Below are 24,620 nucleotides of genomic sequence, written 5' to 3'. Positions count from 1 at the left end.
AACGAACATGGAACTTTTTAAATATATGGAGAAATACGATTACGAACAATTGGTATTCTGCCAGGATGAACAATCTGGATTAAAAGCGATTATCGCGATTCATGATACAACGCTTGGTCCGGCGCTTGGCGGAACGAGAATGTGGACATATGAAAATGAAGAAGCGGCAATTGAAGATGCGCTCAGATTGGCTAGAGGCATGACCTATAAGAACGCGGCGGCAGGCTTAAACCTTGGCGGCGGAAAAACAGTCATTATCGGCGATCCGCGCAAAGACAAAAATGAAGAAATGTTCCGCGCGTTTGGCCGCTATATTCAAGGGCTGAATGGCAGATACATCACGGCTGAAGATGTGGGTACAACGGTCGAGGATATGGATATCATTCATGATGAGACAGACTATGTCACAGGGATTTCTCCTGCTTTCGGCTCTTCTGGAAATCCGTCCCCAGTCACAGCGTACGGGGTGTACAGAGGAATGAAGGCAGCAGCTAAAGCTGCTTTCGGAACCGACTCTCTTGAAGGAAAAACCATTGCTGTACAGGGTGTTGGGAACGTAGCCTATAACCTTTGCCGCCACCTGCATGAAGAAGGAGCAAACTTAATCGTTACGGATATCAACAAACAATCTGTACAGCGTGCAGTTGAAGATTTTGGCGCCCGGGCGGTAGATCCTGATGATATTTATTCACAAGACTGCGATATTTATGCGCCGTGTGCCCTTGGTGCGACTATTAACGACGACACCATTAAACAGCTGAAGGCGAAAGTGATCGCAGGTGCGGCTAACAACCAATTAAAAGAGACACGCCATGGTGATCAAATTCACGAAATGGGCATCGTTTATGCACCGGATTACGTGATTAACGCGGGCGGTGTCATCAACGTGGCAGATGAGCTTTACGGCTATAATGCAGAACGTGCATTGAAAAAAGTTGAAGGCATTTACGGCAATATCGAGCGTGTACTTGAGATTTCTCAGCGTGACGGCATTCCTGCATATTTAGCGGCTGACCGCTTGGCAGAGGAACGGATTGAACGCATGCGCCGCTCAAGAAGCCAGTTTTTGCAAAACGGCCACAGTGTATTAAGCAGACGTTAAGAAATTGATCTGGAGGTTATGAAAGTGCTACATGACGAAAAACGCATTCTCACAATTAATCCAGGCTCAACTTCAACGAAAATCGGTGTTTTTCATAATGAAAGAAGCATTTTTGAAAAAACATTGAGACACAACATAGAAGAGCTGCAGCGATTTGACCGAATTATTGATCAGTATGAATTTCGTAAAAACCATATTCTCGAAACGCTTCATGAACAGGGAATCAATATCTCGAAGTTTGATGCAGTCTGCGCAAGAGGCGGCCTTCTCCGGCCAATTGAAGGCGGGACCTACGTAGTGAATGATGACATGATTGAGGACTTGAAAAGCGGTTACGCCGGTCAGCATGCTTCTAATCTCGGCGGCATTATCGCGCGGGAAATCGCTGACGGCCTGAATATCCCTTCGTATATCGTCGACCCTGTTGTCGTAGACGAAATGTCAGTGCTTGCGAAAGTTTCAGGCATGCCTGAAATTGAACGGAAAAGCATTTTCCATGCGTTAAACCAAAAAGCTGTCGCTCGTAAAGCGGCAGCCTCCCTTGGCAAACGATATGAGAACATGAAAATGATTATTACCCATATGGGCGGAGGTATTACAATTGGCGTCCATGACCGCGGGCGAGTGGTGGATGTCAATAACGGCCTGCACGGCGAGGGACCATTCAGTCCTGAACGAGCAGGAACAGTGCCTGCGGGAGATCTTGTTGATCTATGTTTTTCAGGGGAATATACAAAAGAAGAAATCATGAAAAAGCTTGTTGGCATCGGCGGACTTTTAGGCTATCTCGGTACAAATGATGCAGTAAAAGTGGAACAGATGATTCAAGGGGGCGATGAAAAAGCCCGCTTCATTTATGATGCCATGGCATATCAGGTAGCAAAGGAAATCGGGGCAGCCAGCGCGGCGTTAAAAGGCGAAGTTGAAGCGATTGTGCTGACGGGAGGCCTTGCGTACGGAAAAAGCTTTGTTTCTGCTATCAGATCATACATAGATTGGATTTCAGACGTTTTAGTTTATCCGGGTGAAAATGAACTGCAGTCTCTTGCCCAAGGGGCGCTAAGAGTATTGCAGGGCGAAGAGCAATCCAAACAATATCGTATTGAATAGACAGACAGGAGTGAGTCACCATGGCAACTGAGTATGACGTAGTCATTCTGGGCGGCGGTACCGGCGGTTATGTTGCGGCCATCAGAGCCGCTCAGCTCGGCTTAAAAACAGCCGTTGTGGAAAAGGAAAAACTCGGGGGAACATGTCTGCATAAAGGCTGTATCCCGAGTAAAGCGCTGCTTAGAAGCGCAGAGGTATACCGGACAGCTCGTGAAGCCGATCAATTCGGAGTGGAAACGGCTGGCGTGTCCCTCAACTTTGAAAAAGTGCAGCAGCGTAAGCAAGCCGTTGTTGATAAGCTTGCAGCGGGTGTAAATCATTTAATGAAAAAAGGAAAAATTGACGTGTACACCGGATATGGACGTATCCTTGGACCGTCAATCTTCTCTCCGCTGCCGGGAACAATTTCTGTTGAGCGGGGAAATGGCGAAGAAAATGACATGCTGATCCCGAAACAAGTGATCATTGCAACAGGATCAAGACCGAGAATGCTTCCGGGTCTTGAAGCGGACGGTAAGTCTGTACTGACTTCAGATGAGGCGCTCCAAATGGAGGAGCTGCCACAGTCAATCATCATTGTCGGCGGAGGGGTTATCGGTATCGAATGGGCGTCTATGCTTCATGATTTTGGCGTTAAGGTAACGGTTATTGAATACGCGGATCGCATATTGCCGACTGAAGATCTAGAGATTTCAAAAGAAATGGAAAGTCTTCTTAAGAAAAAAGGCATCCAGTTCATAACAGGGGCAAAAGTGCTGCCTGACACAATGACAAAAACATCAGACGATATCAGCATACAAGCGGAAAAAGACGGAGAAACCGTTACCTATTCTGCTGAGAAAATGCTTGTTTCCATCGGCAGACAGGCAAATATCGAAGGCATCGGCCTAGAGAACACCGATATTGTTACTGAAAATGGCATGATTTCAGTCAATGAAAGCTGCCAAACGAAGGAATCTCATATTTATGCAATCGGAGACGTAATCGGTGGCCTGCAGTTAGCTCACGTTGCTTCACATGAGGGAATTATTGCTGTTGAGCATTTTGCAGGTCTCAATCCGCATCCGCTTGATCCGACGCTTGTGCCGAAGTGCATTTACTCAAGCCCTGAAGCTGCCAGTGTCGGCTTAACCGAAGACGAAGCAAAGGCGAACGGGCATAATGTCAAAATCGGCAAGTTCCCATTTATGGCGATTGGAAAAGCGCTTGTATACGGTGAAAGCGACGGTTTTGTCAAAATCGTGGCTGACCGAGATACAGATGATATTCTCGGCGTTCATATGATCGGCCCGCATGTCACCGACATGATTTCTGAAGCGGGTCTTGCCAAAGTGCTGGACGCAACACCGTGGGAGGTCGGGCAAACGATTCACCCGCATCCAACGCTTTCTGAAGCAATTGGAGAAGCAGCGCTTGCCGCAGATGGCAAAGCCATTCATTTTTAAAAGCATAAAGGAGGGGCTTGAATGAGTACAAACCGACATCAAGCACTAGGGCTGACTGATCAGGAAGCCGTTGATATGTATAGAACCATGCTGTTAGCAAGAAAAATCGATGAAAGAATGTGGCTGTTAAACCGTTCTGGCAAAATTCCATTTGTAATCTCTTGTCAAGGACAGGAAGCAGCACAGGTAGGAGCGGCTTTCGCACTTGACCGTGAAATGGATTATGTATTGCCGTACTACAGAGACATGGGTGTCGTGCTCGCGTTTGGCATGACAGCAAAGGACTTAATGATGTCCGGGTTTGCAAAAGCAGCAGATCCGAACTCAGGAGGCCGCCAGATGCCGGGACATTTCGGACAAAAGAAAAACCGCATTGTGACGGGATCATCTCCGGTTACAACGCAAGTGCCGCACGCAGTCGGTATTGCGCTTGCGGGACGTATGGAGAAAAAGGATATCGCAGCCTTTGTTACATTCGGGGAAGGGTCTTCAAACCAAGGCGATTTCCATGAAGGGGCAAACTTTGCCGCTGTCCATAAGCTGCCGGTTATTTTCATGTGTGAAAACAACAAATACGCAATCTCAGTGCCTTACGATAAGCAAGTCGCATGTGAGAACATTTCCGACCGTGCCATAGGCTATGGGATGCCTGGCGTAACTGTGAATGGAAATGATCCGCTGGAAGTTTATCAAGCGGTTAAAGAAGCACGCGAAAGGGCACGCAGAGGAGAAGGCCCGACATTAATTGAAACGATTTCTTACCGCCTTACACCACATTCCAGTGATGACGATGACAGCAGCTACAGAGGCCGTGAAGAAGTAGAGGAAGCGAAAAAAAGTGATCCCCTGCTTACTTATCAAGCTTACTTAAAGGAAACAGGCCTGCTGTCCGATGAGATAGAACAAACCATGCTGGATGAAATTATGGCAATCGTAAATGAAGCGACGGATGAAGCGGAGAACGCCCCATATGCAGCTCCTGAGTCAGCGCTTGATTATGTGTATGCGAAGTAGGGAGGAAGAACAAATGTCAGTAATGTCATATATTGATGCAATCAATTTGGCGATGAAAGAAGAAATGGAACGAGATTCTCGCGTTTTCGTCCTTGGGGAAGATGTAGGAAGAAAAGGCGGTGTGTTTAAAGCGACAGCGGGACTCTATGAACAATTTGGGGAAGAGCGCGTTATGGATACGCCGCTTGCTGAATCTGCGATCGCAGGAGTCGGTATCGGAGCGGCAATGTACGGAATGAGACCGATTGCTGAAATGCAGTTTGCTGATTTCATTATGCCGGCAGTCAACCAAATTATTTCCGAAGCAGCTAAAATCCGCTACCGCAGCAACAATGACTGGAGCTGTCCGATTGTCGTCAGAGCGCCATACGGCGGAGGCGTGCACGGAGCCTTGTATCATTCTCAATCAGTCGAAGCAATTTTCGCCAACCAGCCCGGACTGAAAATTGTCATGCCATCAACACCATATGACGCCAAGGGTCTATTAAAAGCCGCAGTTCGTGACGAAGACCCGGTGCTGTTTTTTGAGCACAAGCGGGCATACCGTCTGATAAAGGGAGAGGTTCCGGCTGATGATTATGTCCTGCCAATCGGCAAGGCTGACGTAAAACGGGAAGGCGACGACATCACAGTGATCACATACGGTCTGTGTGTCCACTTCGCCTTACAAGCTGCAGAACGTCTCGAAAAAGATGGCATTTCAGCGCATGTGGTGGATTTAAGAACAGTTTACCCGCTTGATAAAGAAGCCATCATCGAAGCTGCGTCCAAAACTGGAAAGGTTCTTTTGGTCACAGAAGATACAAAAGAAGGCAGCATCATGAGCGAAGTAGCCGCAATTATATCCGAGCATTGTCTGTTCGACTTAGACGCGCCGATCAAACGGCTTGCAGGTCCTGATATTCCGGCTATGCCTTATGCGCCGACAATGGAAAAATACTTTATGGTCAACCCTGATAAAGTGGAAGCGGCGATGAGAGAATTAGCGGAGTTTTAAAGACGTAAGGGAGGATACAATCATGGCAATTGAACAAATGACGATGCCGCAGCTTGGAGAAAGCGTAACAGAGGGGACGATCAGCAAATGGCTTGTCGCCCCCGGTGATAAAGTGAACAAATACGATCCGATCGCGGAAGTCATGACAGATAAGGTAAATGCAGAGGTTCCGTCTTCTTTTACTGGTACGATAACAGAGCTTGTGGGAGAAGAAGGCCAAACCCTGCAAGTCGGAGAAGTGATTTGCAAAATTGAAACAGAAGGCGCGAATCCGGCTGAACAAAAACAAGAACAGCCAGCTGCTTCAAAAGTTGCTGAGACTCCTGCTGCAAAAAGTGCCGAAGCAGCTGATCAGCCCAATAAAAAGCGCTACTCGCCAGCTGTTCTCCGTTTGGCCGGAGAGCACAGCATTGATCTTGAACAAGTAACAGGAACAGGTGCCGGCGGCCGCATTACGCGAAAAGATATTCAGCGCTTAATTGAAACAGGCGGCGTGCAAGAACAGAATCCTGAGGAGCCGAAAACAGCAGCTCCTGCACCGAAGTCTGCATCAAAACCTGAGCCAAAAGAAGAGACGTCATATCCTGCGTCTGCAGCCGGTGATAAAGAAATCCCTGTCACAGGTGTAAGAAAAGCAATTGCTTCCAATATGAAGCGAAGCAAAACCGAAATTCCGCATGCTTGGACGATGATGGAAGTCGACGTCACAAATATGGTTGCATATCGCAACAGTATAAAAGATTCCTTTAAGAAGACAGAAGGCTTTAATTTAACGTTCTTCGCCTTTTTTGTAAAAGCGGTCGCTCAGGCGTTAAAAGAATTCCCGCAAATGAATAGCATGTGGGCGGGGGACAAAATTATTCAGAAAAAGGATATCAATATTTCAATTGCAGTTGCCACAGAGGATTCTTTATTTGTTCCGGTGATTAAAAACGCTGATGAAAAAACAATTAAAGGCATTGCGAAAGACATTACCGGCCTAGCTAAAAAAGTAAGAGACGGAAAACTCACTGCAGATGACATGCAGGGAGGCACGTTTACCGTCAACAACACAGGTTCGTTCGGGTCTGTTCAGTCGATGGGCATTATCAACTACCCTCAGGCTGCGATTCTTCAAGTAGAATCCATCGTCAAACGCCCGGTTGTCATGGACAATGGCATGATTGCTGTCAGAGACATGGTTAATCTGTGTCTGTCCTTAGATCACAGAGTGCTTGACGGTCTCGTGTGCGGACGATTCCTCGGACGAGTGAAACAAATTTTAGAATCGATTGACGAGAAGACATCTGTTTACTAAATAAGAAAAAAGAGCATTTTTTGAAGTTTTGTTTCAAAAAATGCTCTTTTTCTATTATTCAGCGATTCGTATTTTCATTTCGACACGATATTCTTCTTGTTTTTTCGGGGAGTAATGAATCGGTATGATTAACTCGTATACATCACTGACTACTGTTAATTGGCGGTCCGCGATATATTTGATAAGCTTCTGTAAGTTGAGAAAATAATGTTCAGGCGAAAAATTATACGCGATACACGCATACCTCCCTTTAGGGATCGTTGTGATTTTCATATCCGGCGTAATTGATGAAATCTGTTTATTCGTCAATACAGGCGTGAAAATATGACGGTAAGTCATTTCATCAATGCTGGTGTAGGGCTGAAAAGAGAAAGTAGCGCCGTAGCTATTGTTCGTAAATCCATCTGCTGACTCGATAAATTTTTTTAATTTGCTGTAGGAGGCGTTGAGCACGTTTTCAGGCCCGATTCCTTCTGCCTCTGTCTGAATGATCCGTATTTCTTCTTCATCTAAAACAAACACCTCACCGAGCGCGGGATATTCCATCTGCCGTTTCATCCGCTTTTTCACCAATGAAATGGTTTGCTCCAGTGCTGATAAAAAGTCTAATTTCTCCCTGATTTGCCTCTCCTGCTCGGTATAAAAAGCAAACAGTTCTTCCATCTCTAAGTCCTGTGCTTTTTTCATCTCTTCTAAAGGTGTGCCGATATATTTCAATGATTTGATCAAATCCAGATGAATGAGCTGAGAATCTGTATAATAGCGGTAGCTGGTATCCGGGTCGACGTAGGCGGGTTTAAATAAATCAATTTTATCGTAATAACGGAGCGCTTTTATCGACACGTTTGCCAGTTTTGATACTTCCCCAATTGAGTAATACGATTCCTTCATGCCATCACTCCTTCTATCATCAGTATAAAGAAGAAGCGCATTCTTTGCAGTACACAAAGAATGCGCTTCTTATCACGTGCTGGCTTTAAGATGTGCAGGCGATTTCCAAGCAATGGTCAGTGCAATCCCTATGGCTAAGGTGACCGTTGCAAAGTAGAAAGGATAGTTTACATCAATATCGAACAGCATTCCGCCGATAATAGGCCCGAATACATTGCCGATACTTGTAAACATTGAATTCATACCGCCGGCAAACCCCTGTTCATTTCCCGCAATCTTTGACAGGTAAGTCGTTACCGCAGGCCGCATGAGATCAAATCCGACAAACACGGTGACTGTCACCAACAGAATCGCAACATATGAATGTACCGTTATCAGCAAGAATACCAGACTCGTAGAGAGAATTAAGCTGTACCGAATTAAATGGATTTCGCCAAACCATCTTGTGAAGCGGTCGAATAAGACGACTTGCGTAATGGCGCCAACAATCGCTCCTCCTGTAATCATAATGGCAATGTCGCTGGCCGTAAATCCGAATTTATGATCTACGAATAATGCAAATAAAGATTCAAATGATGCTAAACCAAAAGACGAAATTAAGATAATGAGAAAAGCTATGAAATACATGGGGGCAAAAATTCGTTTAAAGCCTGTCTTCTGTCCTTTTATTTCCTGATTTTCAGGGTTTCGTTCCGGCTCGCGCAGCGTGAGGATTGATAAAATGGCTGCTAACAGTGCAAAAGTTGCCGCAAAGAAAAAAGGCAGCCGGGAATGGACTTCTGCTAAAAATCCCCCGATGCCGGGGCCGATAATAAATCCTGTTGAAATAGCGGCTGACATATAACCGAGCGCTTTCGGCCGTGTTTTAATGGTCGTGATATCTGCGATAAAAGCCGTGACCCCAGGCATAATGAAGGCTGCGCTGATACCGCCCAGCATACGGGAGATAAATAACATCTCAACTGTTTTTCCAATGCCGAATAAAAACTCCGACACACTAAAGAACAACAGGCCGATCACGATCATGATCTTGCGCCCGAAGCGATCAACCCATCGTCCGGCTATTGGTGAGACAATGAGCTGTGTAATAGCGAAGCAGGCAACCATATAGCCGACCGCAGTCCCTGATAAATGCAATTCATTCATAATGGTCGGCGTTACTGGAATCACAAGCCCGATCCCCAAAAAAGCAATAAATAAATTGGTTAATAATATAGTTAAGGTAATATTTTTCTTCTCCATATGACTTCCCCTTTTTCAAGTGTGTATCCCTTATACTGTAAGACCTCCTCCTAGGGGAGAGTCAACGGATTTGCAAAATCTTTCTAAAGCCTTATGACAGTTATTCATTTGCGGGAACAAGCATGTCGATATGCTGCGGCAGGACCTGAATGACTGCGGGTGTATGTGTATAAACTTCTCCATCCATATCCGCCTTTTTGGCAGTGTCTGTTTCAATCTCGATACGGGAGGCCTGGACATAGGACAGCTCTCCGGTAAAACGATCAATTGAGCCCTGTTCCATGCTCATCAGCTCCCGCAGCGCGGTGAGGTTGGTGTTGCGGCATATGAGAACATCAAGTAAGCCGTCTTCAATACTGGCATCGGGCAGAGGAATTCGATTCGTTCCAATGTATTGGCCATTCATCACAAGCAGCATAACGGCTTCTTCTTTAATTTCTTCTCCATCAATTTTTAATGTCATCGGAAACGATGCAGCGGATGAGACGGTTCGCAAGGCACTTGTAAAATAGCTGATTTTTCCCAATAATGCTTTTTCCGTTTCGTTGATTTGATTCGACGTTTCTGCAATTAAGCCGATCCCCCAGAAATTCAAAAAATAACGGTCATTCATCTGACATACGTCTACGCTGGTTTTTTTTCCTGCCATAAGTGCTTCCGCGGCCTTTGCAAGATTTTGAGGGATGCCAAGCACTCTTGAAAAGTCATTGCACGTGCCGCCGGGCAAAATTCCGACAGCGGGTTTTCTTGCTAGAGCGCTGATAGCATTTATGCATTGATGGATCGTGCCGTCGCCGCCGAGAATGAAGACGGTGTCGACAGAATCATCAATGGATTGGCAAAAATGATACGCATCATCCTTTTTCTTTGTCTGCTTAATAATCACCTCATCTAAATGGTGAGATAAAACCGGCACCACAGCACCAAGTGCTTTTTCTATATTTTTGTTACCGGCATTTCCGTTATGAATCAGTAACGCTTTCCTGTGGCTCATATACAACTGCTCCTTTATTTTACTTCTAGTTATATAATCCCCTTTTTCTGTAAGCAGTAAACGAAGAGCAAAAAAAGTGCACGGCGAAGCAAAGTCATTTGCCGATATGGACGTTTCCTTGCTATCATAAGAACAGATGATGAAAAAGGAGAGGTCTTCATTGAACATGGACTTTAATTTATTTATGAATGATATTGTCCGCCAAGCGAGACAAGAAATAACAGCTGCCGGATACACCGAGCTTAAAACAGCCGAAGAGGTGGATGAGGCACTTACGAAAAAAGGAACGACGCTCGTCATGGTAAACTCTGTTTGCGGATGCGCCGGAGGAATTGCAAGACCGGCAGCCTACCATTCCGTTCACTATGATAAAAGACCTGATCAGCTCGTCACCGTTTTTGCCGGACAGGATAAAGAAGCGACAGCGCGTGCGCGTGACTATTTTGAAGGTTATCCGCCATCTTCTCCGTCCTTTGCGATTTTGAAAGACGGAAAGATCATGAAAATGGTAGAGCGCCATGAAATTGAAGGCCATGAGCCGATGGCCGTAGTGGCAAAGCTGCAGGAAGCCTTTGAAGAATATTGTGAAGAAGTATAAGACGAACAACCCGGATGCTAAAAGCAGCCCGGGTTTTTTTGTGCATAAATTTCCAAGGATATATGAATAAATATTAAGGGATTATTCAATCGGATTGTACAGCGATTTAATTTTTATCTAGTAATATCAGAAGAGATCACTGGAAAGATAAGCTTAAAGATAATTTTTAAAAATAGTATTGCATAAAAATGAGAAACTGTTTAAAATACAAATTAACGAATAAATATTCAAATACACCAAAAGTAATGAATACGGGGGAAATGGATCATGAAAAAATGGCTCTTATTACTTGTAGCTGCTTGCATCACCTTTGCATTAACTGCGTGCGGCTCAAGCAATTCAGGTTCAGAAAGCGGAAAGAAAAAATTAATTATGGGTACTTCGGCGGATTACAAACCGTTTGAATATAAAGAAGGAGATAATATTGTCGGCTTTGATGTAGAGCTGGCAAAAGCTCTGGCAAAGAAGGCAGGCTATGAAATTGAAGTGCAGGATATGGACTTCAACAGCTTAATTACAGCGCTTAAATCAAAACAGGTGGATCTCGTTCTGTCAGGAATGACACCAACGCCTGAGCGTAAAAAACAAGTTGATTTTTCCGATGTGTATTACACAGCGAACCATATGATTGTCAGCAAAAAAGACAGCGGCATTCAATCTTTGAAAGACCTGAAAGGAAAAACAGTTGGCGTTCAGCTTGGCTCTATTCAGGAAGAGAAGGGGAAAGAGCTTTCTCCGGAATATGGTTTTAAAACAGAAGACCGCAACAGAATTTCTGATTTGGTGCAGGAAATCAAATCTGACCGTTTCGATGCCGCGATTATTGAAGACATTGTTGCAGAAGGGTATTTCAAATCAAATGATGACCTGCAAGGCTTTGTGATTCCTGATGCGAAAGCGGAAGAAGCCGGTTCAGCAATTGCTTTCAGAAAGGACAGTGAACTGACAGACAAATTCAATAAAGCGCTCAAGGAAATGGAAGATAACGGAGAGCTTGAGAAATTGAAGAAAAAATGGTTCACTGGCGAGAAGTAAAAAAAAAGCGGCTCAACTTTTTCGTTGAGCCTTTTTATTGAATAGGAAACTTTTTTCCTGTAAGAAAAGGAGACAAAGGCTATGAATTTGGATTTTTCAGCAACGATCCCCCAAATTCCTTTTATATTAGAAGGCTTGGCAATTACATTAAAAATTGTTGTTGTATCTGCTATTATCGGACTTATACTCGGTATTGTGCTAAGCTTATGCAAGATCAGCACATTCCGCCCGTTTATCTGGATCGCTGATTTTTATACATCAGTGTTCCGAGGCACGCCTTTAGTGCTGCAGCTTATGATTGTCTATTTTGGCCTTCCTCAGCTGCTCGGATTTCAAATTGACCAGTTTTGGGCTGCGGTTGTCGCATTGTCTTTGAATTCCGCCGCTTATGTATCGGAAATTATCAGAGCCGGAATCAATGCCATTGATAAAGGGCAAAAAGAAGCTGCTGTTGCACTCGGTGTCCCGTATGGAAAAATGATGAAAGATCTGCTGCTGCCGCAGGCCTTCAAAAATATATCACCTGCAATTGTGAATGAATTAATTACGTTAACAAAAGAATCGGCGATCGTTACCGTCATCGGGCTTGGTGATGTCATGAGACGCGCATATCAAGCTGGCGCCGCCACTTACAATTACCTTGAGCCGCTCATTATCGCGGGATTGATTTATTATGTGCTTGTCCTGATTTTAACGTTTATCGGCAAGGCTGTAGAAAGGAAGCTGAAATCCAATGATTAAGGTTGAAAAGCTGTCAAAATCATTTGGGAAACACGAAGTATTAAAAAACATTTCAACAACAATCGCTGAGGGTGAGGTTGTTGCCGTGATCGGTCCTTCAGGCTCAGGCAAATCAACGTTCTTACGCTGTTTAAACCTGTTGGAAAAGCCTAACGGCGGAACCATTACAATAAAAGACACAGAGATTACGAAGCCGAAAAACAACACATTAAAGGTCCGGGAAAACATCGGGATGGTTTTTCAGCATTTTCATCTCTTTCCGCACAAAACGGTTCTCGAAAACATCATGTACGCGCCTGTCAATGTAAAAAAAGAATCAAAACAGGCTGCACAGGAGAAAGCTGAGGACCTGCTCCGCAAAGTCGGTTTGTTTGAAAAGCGAAATGACTATCCAAACCGTTTGTCTGGCGGACAAAAACAGCGTGTCGCGATTGCCAGGGCTCTTGCGATGAATCCGGACATCATGCTGTTTGACGAGCCGACCTCCGCCCTTGATCCAGAGATGGTCAAAGAAGTGCTACAGGTGATGAAAGAGCTGGTCGAAACCGGCATGACCATGGTGATTGTCACACATGAAATGGGCTTCGCAAAAGAAGTGGCAGACCGTGTGCTGTTTATGGACCAAGGAATGATTGTCGAAGACGGCAATCCGAAGGAATTTTTTATGTCGCCAAAATCCAAAAGAGCGCAGGACTTTTTAAAGAAAATATTATAGAATATAAAAAAGAAGAAGGCTGGCCGCCTCTTCTTTTTTATTGAAGAAACAAATAGAAATGGAGTCCGACATGTTTAAAATTGGTTACCGCACAACAAAGACCGCGCTTGGAACAGCTTTGGCTATTTATATAAGCCAGTTATTGCATTTGCAAAACTTCGCATCAGCAGGAATCATCACCATTTTGTGCATACAAATCACACAAAAACGGTCGCTTCAGGCCTCGTGGGCCCGCTTTGCGGCATGCTGTCTGGCAATTGCTTTTTCTTATCTCTTTTTCGAGCTTATTGGCTACCACCCGTTTGTGATCGGAGCGCTTCTTTTGATATTCATTCCGATAACGGTTCTGTTAAAAATTAACGAGGGTATCGTCACCAGTTCTGTTATTATCCTTCATTTATACATGTCCGGCGGCATTACGCCTACTTTCATCTGGAATGAAGTTCAGCTGATTACGGTCGGCATCGGCGTCGCTCTATTGATGAACTTGTATATGCCGAGTCTTGATCGGAAGCTGATTGTTTACCGTAAAAAGATAGAGGATAACTTTGCTGTCATTTTTGCAGAAATCGAACGGTATTTGTTAACTGGTGAGCAAGATTGGTCAGGAAAAGAAATTCCGGAAACGCACCAGCTCATTACGGAGGCTAAAAACCTGGCATATCGAGATGTGCAAAACCACATTTTGCGTTACGAAAATCTGCATTATCATTATTTTAAAATGAGAGAAAAGCAATTTGAAATTATCGAACGCCTTCTCCCTAAAGTGACATCGATCTCCATCACGGTAGATCAGGGAAAAATGATCGCTGAATTTATTCATGATTTGCGGGAGGCGATACACCCTGGGAATACAGCGTACAAATTTCTGAAAAGACTTGCTGACATGAGAAAAGAATTTGAGGAGATGCCGCTTCCGGCGACTAGAGAGGAATTTGAAGCGAGGGCCGCTCTCTTCCATCTTCTCGGCGAAATGGAACAATATTTAGTGATTAAAAGTTATTTTAAAGGAATAAAAGCGCAAAAATCACTCGGATGATTCGCATGAGCTCTTCCTTCATTGGTCAACCTAATGAAAAAGGAGGAGTTTATGCGTTTTTTCTTATGTTCGATTTTCATGATGATTTCACCGATTTGGCCGCTCGGCGAAAATCCGCTGCCGGGTGATCCGTATGTTATTGTCAACAAGCGAACAAATGAACTTGCTGTTATCCTCGACAACAAAGTAGAAGGCGTGTATAGTGTGGCGACTGGAAAAACAGATGATTTGACGCCTGAAGGAGAGTTTTCGGTAACGGTAAAAGCGGAAAATCCTTACTACAGAAAGAAAAATATTGAAGGGGGATCTCCTGATAACCCGCTTGGGGCAAGATGGATCGGATTTGACGCGAAAGGAACGGACGGGCGGATTTATGGAATTCATGGGACAAACCGAGAGGAATCAGTAGGAAAATTTGTGTCTAACGGCTGTATACGTATGCATAACGATGAGGTCGTTCATTTGTTTCAAACGATACCAATAGGAACGAGAGTACTGATCACGGACGACAACCGCTCTTTTGAGGAGATTGCCATCGAGCATAAAGCTCTGATAAAAAAGCAGGATATTCCCATTGAATAAGGCGCCTGCTTTTTTATCGTTATAGAAACATGACGATTCCTGAGAGTACAGTTGAAAGAATAAAAACTCCCAAAATCACGATCAAAACGCTTTTCATCAGTTTTTGAGACATGATTTTCACTCCTTAAACAATCTGTCTATATTTTAGCGTGTTTTGAATGGGCGGACAAGCGATATCTATTAGCGAAAGCAGGGATGAAAATGAACAGGCTTGACCATATCGGGATAGCCGTTTTTTCGATAAAAGATGCAAGAAGCTTTTATGAAAATGTATTGGGGCTTGCATTTCTTCATCAAGAAACGGTTGAAGAGCAAAAGGTGAATGTTGCTTTTTTTCAAGCTGGTAGCGTCAAACTTGAGCTGATAGAGCCGTTGACAGCTGACAGCCCCGTCCATTTATTTTTGGAGAAGAAAGGGCAGGGACTGCATCATATTGCGTTTTTGTGCAACTGCCTATCTGAACAGCTTCAAGCATTGTCTGATCAGCATGTTCAATTGATTGACAGGTTTCCAAGACAGGGAGCGAACGGGAAAAAGATCGCGTTTATTTCCCCTCGGGAAACAAACGGTGTTCTTGTAGAGCTTTGTGAACCGAAAGGAGACCAACACAATGAGCATGAATGAGCACATGGATCATTTATACACGAAACGCAAGCAGGCAGAAGAAGGCGGAGGACGGGAAAAGCTGGCTCAGCAGCGGCAAAAGGGCAAGCTCACTGCTCGGGAAAGGATCATATTTCTTCTAGATCAGGACAGCTTTATCGAATTACACCCCTTCATGGAAAGTCAAGTGTTAACAAGAGAACAGCGCATGTTAGGGGATGGGGTCGTGACAGGGTACGGCACAATTGACGGTCGCTCAGTTTATGTATTTGCGCAAGACTTCACAGTGTACGGAGGGGCGCTTGGCGAAACCCATGCCAGGAAAATCTGCGCTTTGATGGATCTGGCAGCAAAAAATAAGGCGCCGATTATCGGGCTGAATGACTCAGGTGGTGCGAGAATTCAAGAGGGTGTGTTATCATTAGATGGATACGGTCACATATTTTACCGAAACGTCTTATATTCCGGAGTCATTCCGCAAATATCGGTTATTTTAGGGCCGTGCGCTGGAGGCGCTGTATATTCTCCGGCACTCACAGATTTTATATTTATGGCTGAACAGACCGGCCGGATGTTTATTACCGGCCCGAAGGTGATTGAAAAAGTGACAGGGGAACAGGTTGATGCGGAGAGCTTAGGCGGAGCGGGGATACATAATGCCGTCAGCGGAAACGCCCACTTTTCCGGGCATACGGAGAAGGAGGTTCTGACAGGGGTGAGAAAACTGCTGTCTTATTTGCCGCTGAATGGCCGGACAACAGAGCCGAAGCCAGAGAAAGAGGCGTCCAGACCGTTATTAAACCGTCTTGTCCCTGCTGATACGACAAAGCCTTATGATGTTCGGAAGGTGATTAGGGAGCTGGCTGACCCGCAATCTTTTTTTGAGATTCAGCCATTTTTTGCGAAGAACATCGTCATTGGGTTTGCAAGGCTGGGTGAAAAAGCAATCGGCATCGTGGCGAGCCAGCCGAAGCATCTGGCGGGAAGCCTGACGATTGACGCTGCTGATAAAGCAGCAAGGTTCATCCGTTTTTGTGACGCATTTGATATCCCGCTATTGACTGTCGAAGATGTCCCGGGGTTTCTGCCGGGTATTCAGCAAGAGCACAATGGAATCATCAGGCATGGAGCAAAATTATTGTTTGCTTATGCTGAAGCGACTGTCCCAAAAGTCACACTCATCATTAGAAAAGCGTACGGCGGCGCCTATGTGGCCATGAACAGCAAAGCGATCGGAGCGGACCTTGTGTTTGCATGGCCGAATGCTGAAATCGCAGTGATGGGTCCAGAAGGTGCGGCATCGATTTTGTATGAAAAGGAAATCAAAGCTTCAACTGACCCGCAAAAGACGAAACGCGAAAAAACAGCTGAATACAAAAAGCAAAACGCCGGCCCATACAAAGCGGCCGCTTGTGGAATGGTCGATGACATCATTTTGCCGGAAGAATCAAGGGGAAAACTGATTCAAGCTTTTCATATGCTTGCACATAAGACAGAAGAGAGACCGAAAAAAAAGCACGGTAACATACCGCTTTAATATGGAGGGACTTACAAATGGTGAATGAAAAACGCCTGCTGGAAGAATTTTTAGAGCTTGTCCAAATTGACTCAGAAACAAAGCACGAAGCTGAAATCTGCAAAGTGCTGAAACGAAAATTTTCTGATTTAGGTGTGGACGTTAAAGAAGACGATACAATGGATATCACGGGCCACGGAGCCGGTAACCTGATTTGCACGCTAAAAGGGACAAAACAAACAGATACGATCTATTTTACATCTCATATGGACACAGTTGTACCCGGAAACGGCGTAAAACCAGTTGTAGAGAACGGTTACGTCAAAACTGACGGCACGACGATTTTAGGCGCTGATGATAAAGCGGGATTGGCTGCAATGTTTGAGGCGATTAAGGTGCTGAAAGAAGAAAACATTGAACACGGCACGATTGAATTCATCATCACAGTAGGGGAAGAATCGGGTCTGATCGGAGCGAAGGCTCTTGACCGTTCTATGATCACTGCATCCTACGGCTATGCCCTTGATTCAGACGGAAAAGTTGGAAATATCATTGTGGCCGCGCCGACACAGGCGAAGGTAAGAGCGGCAATTTTCGGGAAAACCGCTCACGCCGGGGTTGAACCTGAAAAAGGCATTTCAGCGATTACAATTGCTAGCAAAGCCATTTCAAAAATGCCATTGGGCCGTATCGATGAAGAAACAACAGCTAATATCGGCCGGTTTGAAGGCGGCACACAAACAAACATTGTGTGCGACGAAGTTCATATTCTTGCTGAAGCGCGCTCTTTAGTTCCTGAGAAAATGGAAGCTCAGGTTCAAAAAATGAAAGCTGCTTTTGAAGAGGCAGCTGCTGATATGGGCGGACGCGCAGAAGTCGAAATTGAGGTTATGTATCCGGGCTTTAAATATCAAGACGGCGACCAAGTTGTTGAAATCGCGAAAAAAGCGGCTGCTAAAATCGGACGTCCAAGCGAGCTGCAAACGAGCGGCGGCGGAAGCGACGCGAACGTAATCGCTGGTCATGGCATCCCGACGGTCAATCTTGCTGTCGGTTATGAGCAAATCCATACAAAAAATGAAAAAATGCCGATCGAAGAGCTCGTTAAAACGGCAGAAATGGTTGTTGCCATTATTGAAGAGGCGGCAAAATAAAAAAAGAAAACCCGAGTGCGATTTCCCGCATCGGGTTTTTTTAGCTCCATTTCCTAAGCGGCCAAAATAACACATCCTGTTTTTTAGCATAATGAAGCAAGGGGTCTGACTCCGGCAATGTAATACCGTGAGCATCAGTCACCGTATTGACTGAAATTTCTGCTTCGGCGTTTTGCAGCAGCCACGGATGATGATGGATGTCTTCGTAATAGAGCTTATTGCGATAAGTGGTGTAGAGCCTGTATCGTTCTGTCAGCCAGTAATCGAGCGAATCCTTTTCTGCTGTAAAAGGCGCTGAAATGGGCCGGTATGCGGCGTGGAATGCTGCTTCTTTGTCATTTTTCCGCTTGCTGACATAGTCAATGGCATCACCGTTTTTTTCGGACTTCATATCCGCGTAAAAATAAGGCAGATGAAAGAATGTGCGAGCGCCAAGGGCGGCCAGCCGATGATCGGCATCTAAGCTAAAAAAATAAATGCCGGGCTTGCCTTTATACGTGACATAGGTGCGGAGGTTAAGCTCAGGAAATGCACGCGCACCGGGAATGGCAGGAAGATAACGCGCCCTCAGGTTCGTGAGCATAAAGGGAAGCATGCTGATCCAAGCTTGCCCGTTATATGTATCTAATTCTAAAACGGACGGTACCAAAGCGCGAAGGATAGAAACATCAACAGGCCAGTGGGCAAATAAGACATCATTCCAGGTTTGTCTCATAATCCAGATTCCTTCAGGTACAGAAACATTTTTTTGCTGAAAGCGTTCCGTCAACGTACATGCTCCTTTCATATGGAGGTGAGTAAAGGTATTCCCGATCTCCTTCTTTTTAAACGGTACGGCTGTTTTTTTAGGATAGCCATTTCTGCTTCAGCCATGATAAACAAGACTGTTTGGTGCGGTATGCTTTGCAAGTAACAAAAAAACAACCCCGGCTTTTCGCGCGGGGTTGCTTTTTTATTTCACCGACTCAGTAAGAGCGGCTGTTTTTTTACTTTTATGATGCGTCATCTGAAGGACGATGTTTTGCACTGTCAAAAACAGTCCGCTTGTAAACCAGTACAGCGGAAGGGCTGCCGGAACATTAAGCGAGAAAATCGTCATCATCACAGGGAAGATGAACACCATCAATTTTGCGGATTGCTGCGCCGCAGGGTTTTGCGGGACAGCGGAATATTTCGCGCTCAGTTTTTGAGCGATATAGGCTTGGACAAAATACATAATCCCTGCACTAAGGGACATGAGAATATCAGATTGCCCTAAACTGAACCATAGAAACGAGTGTGACGCAATTTCAGGTGTTGAGCGAATCGCGTAATAAAGCCCAATCATAATCGGAGACTGAATCAGCATTGGAAGACAGCCCATCGCAAGCGGGTTGATATTATGCTCCTGATACAGCTTCATCATTTCCATTTGCAGCTCTTTTTGCTTTTCCGGGTCCTTCGTCTTTTTCAACTTAACCTGGATACTGTCAACCTGAGGTTTAATAACGGCCATTTTCTCTTGGAAGATGCGCTGTTTTTTGAACTGATTGACAAACAAAGGCAATACAACTATACGCACAATAATGGTTACGAGGATAATAGAGAGTCCGTATTCTCCGTGAAACAGCCCGGCAACACCCTTAAGCAGAGCGGAAAACGGTTCGATTAAATAATCGTGGAAAAAACCTACGTTGCTGAGGCCTCCCACCTGATTAGTCGCTGCAAATGCAGCATTGCCCGAGCATAATACGATCAAAAAGATACCCATAGCCAAAAGTTTTTGATATGTTTTTAACAATTTTGTTCTCCTCCTTTTTATAAATGCGGTTTATAAAAGAAGAGAACCGGCGTCTTCCTCATCGTTCACAGGCGAATTCATGCGGAAGACTTTACGTATCCAAGTTGTAATGCGATGATATATAATAATAAGAAAGTCTGTTCGGTTAATGTGAAAGACCGTCTGATGTTCATCTGTTCGTTTTGATTTCCATTGCTCGCCCGCACGGCACTCCCGTAAGAGAAATGCAATCCCGATTGCCGTTAGAGCAGGAAGAATAATTGTGAAAAAATCGACTAAGAATAAAACGTCATTTATCGATTCCACAAACATTGTCATCACATCCATTCAATAGCTTCATTTTACTATATGTACAAGCTGTTGTCTAATGACCGAAAAGGAGATTTGTTTATGCCGGGAAAGAGCCGAATTATTTTCCATATTGATATGAATAGCTTTTATGCGTCGGTTGAAATGGCATATGATCCGGCTCTCCGGGGAAAGCCGGTCGCAGTTGCCGGAAACGTAAAAGAGCGAAAGGGCATTGTGGTAACATGCAGCTATGAAGCAAGAGCGCGCGGCGTCAAAACAACGATGCCGGTTTGGCAAGCGAAGCGCCATTGTCCTGAGCTCATCGTTCTTCCGCCGAACTTTGACCGCTATAGAAACTCTTCACGAGCGATGTTTACCATTCTTCGTGAATATACTGACCTGGTGGAGCCTGTCTCCATCGACGAAGGCTATATGGACATGACCGATACACCATACAGCAGCCGCGCTCTAGAGACGGCAAAAGAAATCCAAAGCAGGCTGCAAAAAGAGCTGCTGCTCCCGTCAAGCATAGGGATTGCGCCGAATAAATTTCTCGCTAAGATGGCGTCTGATATGAAAAAACCGCTTGGAATTACGATCTTAAGAAAGAGGCAAGTGCCTGATATCCTGTGGCCGCTTCCTGTTGGAGAGATGCACGGAGTCGGCAAAAAGACAGCGGAAAAACTGAAGGGACTCGGCATCCATACAATCGGAGAGCTAGCTGCAGCTGATGAACACTCGCTGAAGCGCCTGCTTGGCATCAACGGTCCGCGCCTTAAAAATAAAGCAAATGGCATTCACCATGCGCCGGTTGACCCGGAGCGCATTTACGAATTTAAAAGCGTCGGCAACTCATCGACACTTTCCCATGATTCCAGTGATGAAGAAGAGCTGTTAGGCGTCTTTAGAAAGCTTGCCGCTTCTGTGAGTGACCGTTTACAGCGCAAGGAAGTCATGGCTTCGAAGCTTTTTATTATGATTAGATATGCGGATTGGAAAACCATCACAAGAAGCACTACGCTGAGAAACCCGATTGATCAAAAAAATGACATTTTGAAAGAAGCGGAGCACCTCTTTTTTAAACATTGGAATAAAAATCCTGTCAGGCTGCTTGGCATTACCGGAACGGATTTAGTAGAAAAAGAGCAGGCCTATAAACAGCTCGATTTGTTCAGCTTTAATGAGGATGCGAAGGATGAGCCCATTCAGCAGATGATGGAAAAGTTGAATAAAAAGTACGGTACCAAACTGATCAGAAAAGGGGCAACGTTAAAAAAAGAGGAGAGCAAAACAAAGGGAACAAGCTTTAATAAAGATTTTTTTCAAGATGAAAAGAAAAGCTGAATCGCTTGAAAAAAAGGGTGAATGTATGGTAATTTCTTTATTATAAATATCATTTTATTTTAATTTAAATTTTAAAATGATTAAACGTTTGCAGAAGGGACGTTAGAATATGTCAAAACAACAAATCGGCGTTATCGGACTTGCGGTCATGGGTAAAAATCTGGCTTTAAATATCGAAAGCCGGGGATTTTCTGTTTCTGTTTACAACAGATCAAGCAGTAAAACTGAGGAGTTTTTACAGGAGGCAAAAGGAAAAAATGTTGTTGGCACTTACAGCATTGAAGAATTTGTCCAATCCTTGGAAACACCGCGCAAAATCTTATTAATGGTTAAAGCGGGAACTGCAACAGATGCGACAATTCAATCTCTTCTTCCTCATCTAGAGAAGGATGATATTTTAATTGACGGCGGTAATACATACTATAAGGATACACAGCGCCGTAACAAAGAACTCGCTGAAAGCGGCATTCATTTTATCGGAACAGGCGTTTCCGGCGGAGAAGAAGGGGCGCTTAAAGGACCTTCTATCATGCCTGGCGGACAAAAAGAAGCACATGAGCTTGTAAAACCGATTCTTGAAGCCATTTCTGCAAAAGTTGACGGAGAACCTTGTACGACATATATCGGTCCGGACGGCGCCGGCCATTACGTAAAAATGGTGCACAACGGAATTGAATACGGAGATATGCAGCTGATCTCTGAATCATATTTCATTCTGAAACAGGTGCTGGGCCTTTCTGCTGATGAGCTTCATGAAGTTTTCGCTGAATGGAATAAAGGTGAGCTTGATAGCTACCTGATTGAGATTACGGCTGACATCTTCACAAAAAAAGACGAAGAGACAGGCAAACCGCTTGTTGATGTGATTCTTGATAAAGCAGGCCAAAAAGGAACAGGAAAATGGACAAGCCAAAGCGCACTTGACTTAGGCGTTCCGCTTCCGATTATTACTGAATCTGTATTCGCACGCTTTATCTCAGCTATGAAGGAAGAGCGTGTAAAAGCGAGCGGACTTCTTTCAGGACCAGAAGTGAAGCCTGTTACAGAAAATAAAGAAGAGCTGATTGAAGCGGTCAGAAAAGCGTTGTTCATGAGTAAAATCTGTTCATACGCGCAAGGATTTGCCCAAATGAAAGCTGCTTCTGAAGAATACAACTGGGATCTGAAATATGGTGAAATCGCTATGATCTTCCGCGGTGGTTGCATCATTCGCGCGGCATTCCTTCAGAAGATCAAAGAAGCTTACGATCGCGAGCCTGAGCTTGACAACCTGCTTCTTGACAGCTATTTCAAGAATATTGTAGAAAGCTATCAAGGAGCGCTTCGCCAAGTGATTTCACTTGCAGTTGCCCAAGGTGTGCCGGTGCCATCATTCTCAAGCGCATTAGCCTACTATGACAGCTACCGCACAGCCGTACTGCCTGCAAACTTAATCCAAGCACAGCGCGACTACTTTGGCGCTCATACTTATGAGCGTACTGACAAAGAAGGCATCTTCCATACTGAATGGATGAAGTAATCAATAGAAACCCCCAAAGCTATAGAGCTTCGGGGGTTTTGTTATTAATGAGAGTGCTATACCTCTGTGACAGCTGCAAAAAAGCCGAAAATGCTTGTAAACATTTTCGGCTTTTTTCTTCTTATTATATATTCCACCAGTGTAAGCCGTCTTTCGCCAAAAGATCATCAGATACTTTCGGTCCCATTGAGCCTGATTCGTAGTTAGGAGATAAGGTTTTGTTTGCTGCCCATGTTTCAGAAATAGAGTCGACAAAGCTCCAAGAAAGGGCAACTTCATCCCAGTGTGCAAAGTTTGTTGCATCGCCAAGGAGACAGTCGTGAATTAGTTTTTCATATGCTTCAGGGGTGTTCAACTCGTCATTGCAATTGCTGCAATAATCGAGTTTGATTGGCTGTGCGTGTGCTGCTCCGCCAAGCTTTTTAGCATTTAAGTAAAGCGTAATGCCTTCGTCAGGCTGAATATGAATGACAAGTAAGTTCGGATTCATGTTGTTTTCATTACCGTAGTACAGGTTCATCGGAATGTCCTTAAATTGAACGACAATTTTTGTGGACTTTTCTTTCATTCGTTTTCCGGTTCTGATGTAGAATGGAACACCAGCCCATCTGAAGTTGTCGATCAGGAGCTTGCCGGCAACAAAGGTTTCTGTATTGGAGTCAGGAGCGACATTATCTTCATCTGTATAAGCAGGAACCGATACACCGTCAATTTCACCAGCTTGATATTGTCCGCGCACAAAGTATTCATCCACTTCGTCTTTTGCAATAGGACGCAGTGCTCTCAGCACCTTCACTTTTTCGCTGCGGATTTCTTCTGTGTTCAATTTGATAGGCGGCTCCATTGCAAGAAGGGCAACCATCTGCATAATATGGTTTTGCACCATGTCGCGAAGGGCGCCTGATTTTTCGTAATATCTTGCGCGGTCTTCAACGCCTAGTGATTCGCTAGATGTGATTTGAATGTTTGAAATGTAGCGGTTTGTCCAAAGCGGTTCGAAAATCGCATTGGCAAATCGAATCACTTCAATATTCTGAACCATTTGTTTGCCTAGATAATGGTCGATTCTGTAAATTTGATCTTCCGTAAATGCTTCGCGGATTTCTTTATTCAATGCCTGTGCGCTTGGCAGATCATGGCCGAACGGTTTTTCGATGACAAGGCGGGACCAGCCGGTTGTAGCTGTTACACCCTCTGATTTTAATGTTTTTGCAATCGTTCCAAAGAATTCAGGAGCCATTGCCAAGTAGAACATTCTGTTGTTAGGAATTTGATATGTATCTTCCAGCTGGTTAAGCAATACGTTTAGCTCTTGATAAGAACCAGGGTTTGTCACGTCAAACGGGTGATAGTAAAAATGAGACGTGAAATCATCTATATGCTTATCTGCAGATGAGGAAATGGATGTTTTAACAGTTTGGCGAAGATCCTCATTAGACCAAGGTCTTCTTCCAACTCCTACCACTGCAAACTCTTCTCCGATTTGTCCGTTTTGATATAAACGGTGAATAGACGGATACAATTTTCGTTTTGCTAAATCTCCAGTTGCACCGAATATGACAATTACTGCTTTTGGTTGTTGGTTTGTTTTCACTAAAAGTACCTCACTTT

Annotated in this window: 25 protein-coding genes; 17 read left to right on the top strand and 8 right to left on the bottom strand. The window is 44.5% G+C overall.

Translation table 11 applies throughout. The features are described 5' to 3' along the window. Positions 1 to 7 precede the first annotated feature (7 nt). Genes bcd through bfmBB form a run of 6 tightly spaced genes read left to right on the top strand, consistent with a single transcriptional unit; the run spans position 8 to position 6,965 of the window. On the top strand, positions 8 to 1,102 hold the full coding sequence (gene bcd / locus MKY50_RS12310) for a branched-chain amino acid dehydrogenase (protein WP_003230309.1): 1,095 nt from the start codon (positions 8 to 10) through the stop codon (positions 1,100 to 1,102). Positions 1,103 to 1,120: 18 nt separating this feature from the next. After that, positions 1,121 to 2,212 (top strand): butyrate kinase, encoded by a 1,092-nt coding sequence (gene buk / locus MKY50_RS12305; RefSeq protein WP_341116751.1) that lies wholly within the window; start codon positions 1,121 to 1,123, stop codon positions 2,210 to 2,212. Positions 2,213 to 2,232: 20 nt separating this feature from the next. Then, positions 2,233 to 3,657, top strand: a complete 1,425-nt coding sequence (lpdA, locus tag MKY50_RS12300; protein WP_015384052.1) for a dihydrolipoyl dehydrogenase — start codon at positions 2,233 to 2,235, stop codon at positions 3,655 to 3,657. A gap of 21 nt (positions 3,658 to 3,678) precedes the next feature. Further along, on the top strand, positions 3,679 to 4,671 hold the full coding sequence (gene bfmBAA, locus MKY50_RS12295) for a 3-methyl-2-oxobutanoate dehydrogenase subunit alpha (RefSeq protein ID WP_004398565.1): 993 nt from the start codon (positions 3,679 to 3,681) through the stop codon (positions 4,669 to 4,671). A gap of 13 nt (positions 4,672 to 4,684) precedes the next feature. Continuing rightward, complete coding sequence (gene bfmBAB / locus MKY50_RS12290; protein WP_004398638.1) at positions 4,685 to 5,668, top strand: 3-methyl-2-oxobutanoate dehydrogenase subunit beta; 984 nt, start codon at positions 4,685 to 4,687, stop codon at positions 5,666 to 5,668. Between the two features lie 22 nt (positions 5,669 to 5,690). Next, complete coding sequence (bfmBB, locus tag MKY50_RS12285; protein WP_341116745.1) at positions 5,691 to 6,965, top strand: branched-chain alpha-keto dehydrogenase complex dihydrolipoyllysine-residue (2-methylpropanoyl)transferase; 1,275 nt, start codon at positions 5,691 to 5,693, stop codon at positions 6,963 to 6,965. 54 nt (positions 6,966 to 7,019) lie between these two features. Here bfmBB and bmrR read toward each other — a convergent pair whose 3' ends face one another. From bmrR to MKY50_RS12270, 3 genes are all read right to left on the bottom strand, one after another. Further along, positions 7,020 to 7,856, bottom strand: a complete 837-nt coding sequence (gene bmrR, locus MKY50_RS12280; protein ID WP_160221674.1) for a multidrug efflux transcriptional regulator BmrR — start codon at positions 7,854 to 7,856, stop codon at positions 7,020 to 7,022. A gap of 72 nt (positions 7,857 to 7,928) precedes the next feature. Continuing rightward, complete coding sequence (gene bmr / locus MKY50_RS12275; RefSeq protein ID WP_341116742.1) at positions 7,929 to 9,098, bottom strand: multidrug efflux MFS transporter Bmr; 1,170 nt, start codon at positions 9,096 to 9,098, stop codon at positions 7,929 to 7,931. Positions 9,099 to 9,198: 100 nt separating this feature from the next. Then, positions 9,199 to 10,092: a diacylglycerol kinase family lipid kinase gene (locus MKY50_RS12270; protein ID WP_212058855.1), complete on the bottom strand. Its 894-nt coding sequence runs from the start codon at positions 10,090 to 10,092 to the stop codon at positions 9,199 to 9,201. Between the two features lie 160 nt (positions 10,093 to 10,252). Between MKY50_RS12270 and brxB the strand changes: the two genes are divergently transcribed. The 6 genes from brxB (at position 10,253) to MKY50_RS12240 (ending at position 14,802) form a co-directional block, all read left to right on the top strand. Continuing rightward, positions 10,253 to 10,690, top strand: coding sequence for a bacilliredoxin BrxB (gene brxB, locus MKY50_RS12265; RefSeq protein ID WP_003226477.1), 438 nt, complete (start codon positions 10,253 to 10,255; stop codon positions 10,688 to 10,690). A gap of 267 nt (positions 10,691 to 10,957) precedes the next feature. Continuing rightward, complete coding sequence (gene artP / locus MKY50_RS12260; RefSeq protein ID WP_004398706.1) at positions 10,958 to 11,725, top strand: arginine ABC transporter substrate-binding protein ArtP; 768 nt, start codon at positions 10,958 to 10,960, stop codon at positions 11,723 to 11,725. Between the two features lie 81 nt (positions 11,726 to 11,806). Beyond that, positions 11,807 to 12,466 carry an arginine ABC transporter permease ArtQ gene (gene artQ, locus MKY50_RS12255; RefSeq protein WP_003230340.1) on the top strand — a complete coding sequence of 220 codons (660 nt, stop codon included), beginning with the start codon at positions 11,807 to 11,809 and terminating at the stop codon, positions 12,464 to 12,466. Then, positions 12,459 to 13,181, top strand: a complete 723-nt coding sequence (artR, locus tag MKY50_RS12250; RefSeq protein ID WP_341116738.1) for an arginine ABC transporter ATP-binding protein ArtR — start codon at positions 12,459 to 12,461, stop codon at positions 13,179 to 13,181. The genes artQ and artR overlap by 8 nt, the downstream gene beginning before the upstream one ends. A gap of 70 nt (positions 13,182 to 13,251) precedes the next feature. Further along, positions 13,252 to 14,220 (top strand): aromatic acid exporter family protein, encoded by a 969-nt coding sequence (locus MKY50_RS12245; protein WP_122894913.1) that lies wholly within the window; start codon positions 13,252 to 13,254, stop codon positions 14,218 to 14,220. Positions 14,221 to 14,271: 51 nt separating this feature from the next. Beyond that, the gene (locus MKY50_RS12240) at positions 14,272 to 14,802 is read left to right on the top strand and encodes a L,D-transpeptidase (RefSeq protein WP_017696449.1); all 531 of its coding nucleotides are present in this window, start codon (positions 14,272 to 14,274) and stop codon (positions 14,800 to 14,802) included. A gap of 19 nt (positions 14,803 to 14,821) precedes the next feature. Here the strand turns inward: MKY50_RS12240 and prli42 are convergent, their stop codons facing one another. After that, positions 14,822 to 14,914, bottom strand: a complete 93-nt coding sequence (gene prli42, locus MKY50_RS12235) for a stressosome-associated protein Prli42 (RefSeq protein ID WP_003226489.1) — start codon at positions 14,912 to 14,914, stop codon at positions 14,822 to 14,824. Between the two features lie 89 nt (positions 14,915 to 15,003). On the opposite strand from prli42, the gene mce reads away from it, so the two are divergent. From mce to MKY50_RS12220, 3 genes are read left to right on the top strand one after another with little or no spacing between them, the layout of a single operon-like run. Next, on the top strand, positions 15,004 to 15,426 hold the full coding sequence (gene mce, locus MKY50_RS12230) for a methylmalonyl-CoA epimerase (RefSeq protein WP_004399095.1): 423 nt from the start codon (positions 15,004 to 15,006) through the stop codon (positions 15,424 to 15,426). Then, positions 15,419 to 16,942 (top strand): acyl-CoA carboxylase subunit beta, encoded by a 1,524-nt coding sequence (locus MKY50_RS12225; protein WP_116316686.1) that lies wholly within the window; start codon positions 15,419 to 15,421, stop codon positions 16,940 to 16,942. The genes mce and MKY50_RS12225 overlap by 8 nt, the downstream gene beginning before the upstream one ends. A gap of 17 nt (positions 16,943 to 16,959) precedes the next feature. Further along, on the top strand, positions 16,960 to 18,075 hold the full coding sequence (locus MKY50_RS12220; protein ID WP_003230352.1) for a tripeptidase T: 1,116 nt from the start codon (positions 16,960 to 16,962) through the stop codon (positions 18,073 to 18,075). Positions 18,076 to 18,115: 40 nt separating this feature from the next. Here MKY50_RS12220 and MKY50_RS12215 read toward each other — a convergent pair whose 3' ends face one another. From MKY50_RS12215 to mifM, 3 genes are all read right to left on the bottom strand, one after another. Further along, positions 18,116 to 18,844 (bottom strand): YqjF family protein, encoded by a 729-nt coding sequence (locus MKY50_RS12215; protein WP_341116736.1) that lies wholly within the window; start codon positions 18,842 to 18,844, stop codon positions 18,116 to 18,118. A gap of 183 nt (positions 18,845 to 19,027) precedes the next feature. After that, on the bottom strand, positions 19,028 to 19,855 hold the full coding sequence (locus tag MKY50_RS12210; protein ID WP_003230359.1) for a membrane protein insertase YidC: 828 nt from the start codon (positions 19,853 to 19,855) through the stop codon (positions 19,028 to 19,030). A gap of 30 nt (positions 19,856 to 19,885) precedes the next feature. Further along, positions 19,886 to 20,173: a membrane protein insertion/folding monitor MifM gene (gene mifM, locus MKY50_RS12205; RefSeq protein WP_010886563.1), complete on the bottom strand. Its 288-nt coding sequence runs from the start codon at positions 20,171 to 20,173 to the stop codon at positions 19,886 to 19,888. A 72-nt stretch (positions 20,174 to 20,245) separates the two neighbouring features. Here mifM and MKY50_RS12200 point away from each other — a divergent pair, with 72 nt between their 5' ends. Both MKY50_RS12200 and gndA read left to right on the top strand, forming a co-directional pair. Beyond that, positions 20,246 to 21,490, top strand: coding sequence for a DNA polymerase IV (locus MKY50_RS12200; protein WP_015251756.1), 1,245 nt, complete (start codon positions 20,246 to 20,248; stop codon positions 21,488 to 21,490). Positions 21,491 to 21,599: 109 nt separating this feature from the next. After that, on the top strand, positions 21,600 to 23,009 hold the full coding sequence (gndA, locus tag MKY50_RS12195) for an NADP-dependent phosphogluconate dehydrogenase (protein WP_003230365.1): 1,410 nt from the start codon (positions 21,600 to 21,602) through the stop codon (positions 23,007 to 23,009). 124 nt (positions 23,010 to 23,133) lie between these two features. On the opposite strand, the gene zwf is transcribed toward gndA, so the two are convergent. Then, on the bottom strand, positions 23,134 to 24,603 hold the full coding sequence (gene zwf / locus MKY50_RS12190) for a glucose-6-phosphate dehydrogenase (RefSeq protein WP_341116734.1): 1,470 nt from the start codon (positions 24,601 to 24,603) through the stop codon (positions 23,134 to 23,136). Positions 24,604 to 24,620: the final 17 nt, after the last annotated feature.

It is taken from the genome of Bacillus sp. FSL R7-0685, from assembly GCF_038002425.1.
GTDB lineage: Bacteria > Bacillota > Bacilli > Bacillales > Bacillaceae > Bacillus > Bacillus subtilis.
Note: the sequence above shows the minus strand (reverse complement) of the source record. Positions and strands in the feature narration are given on the sequence as shown.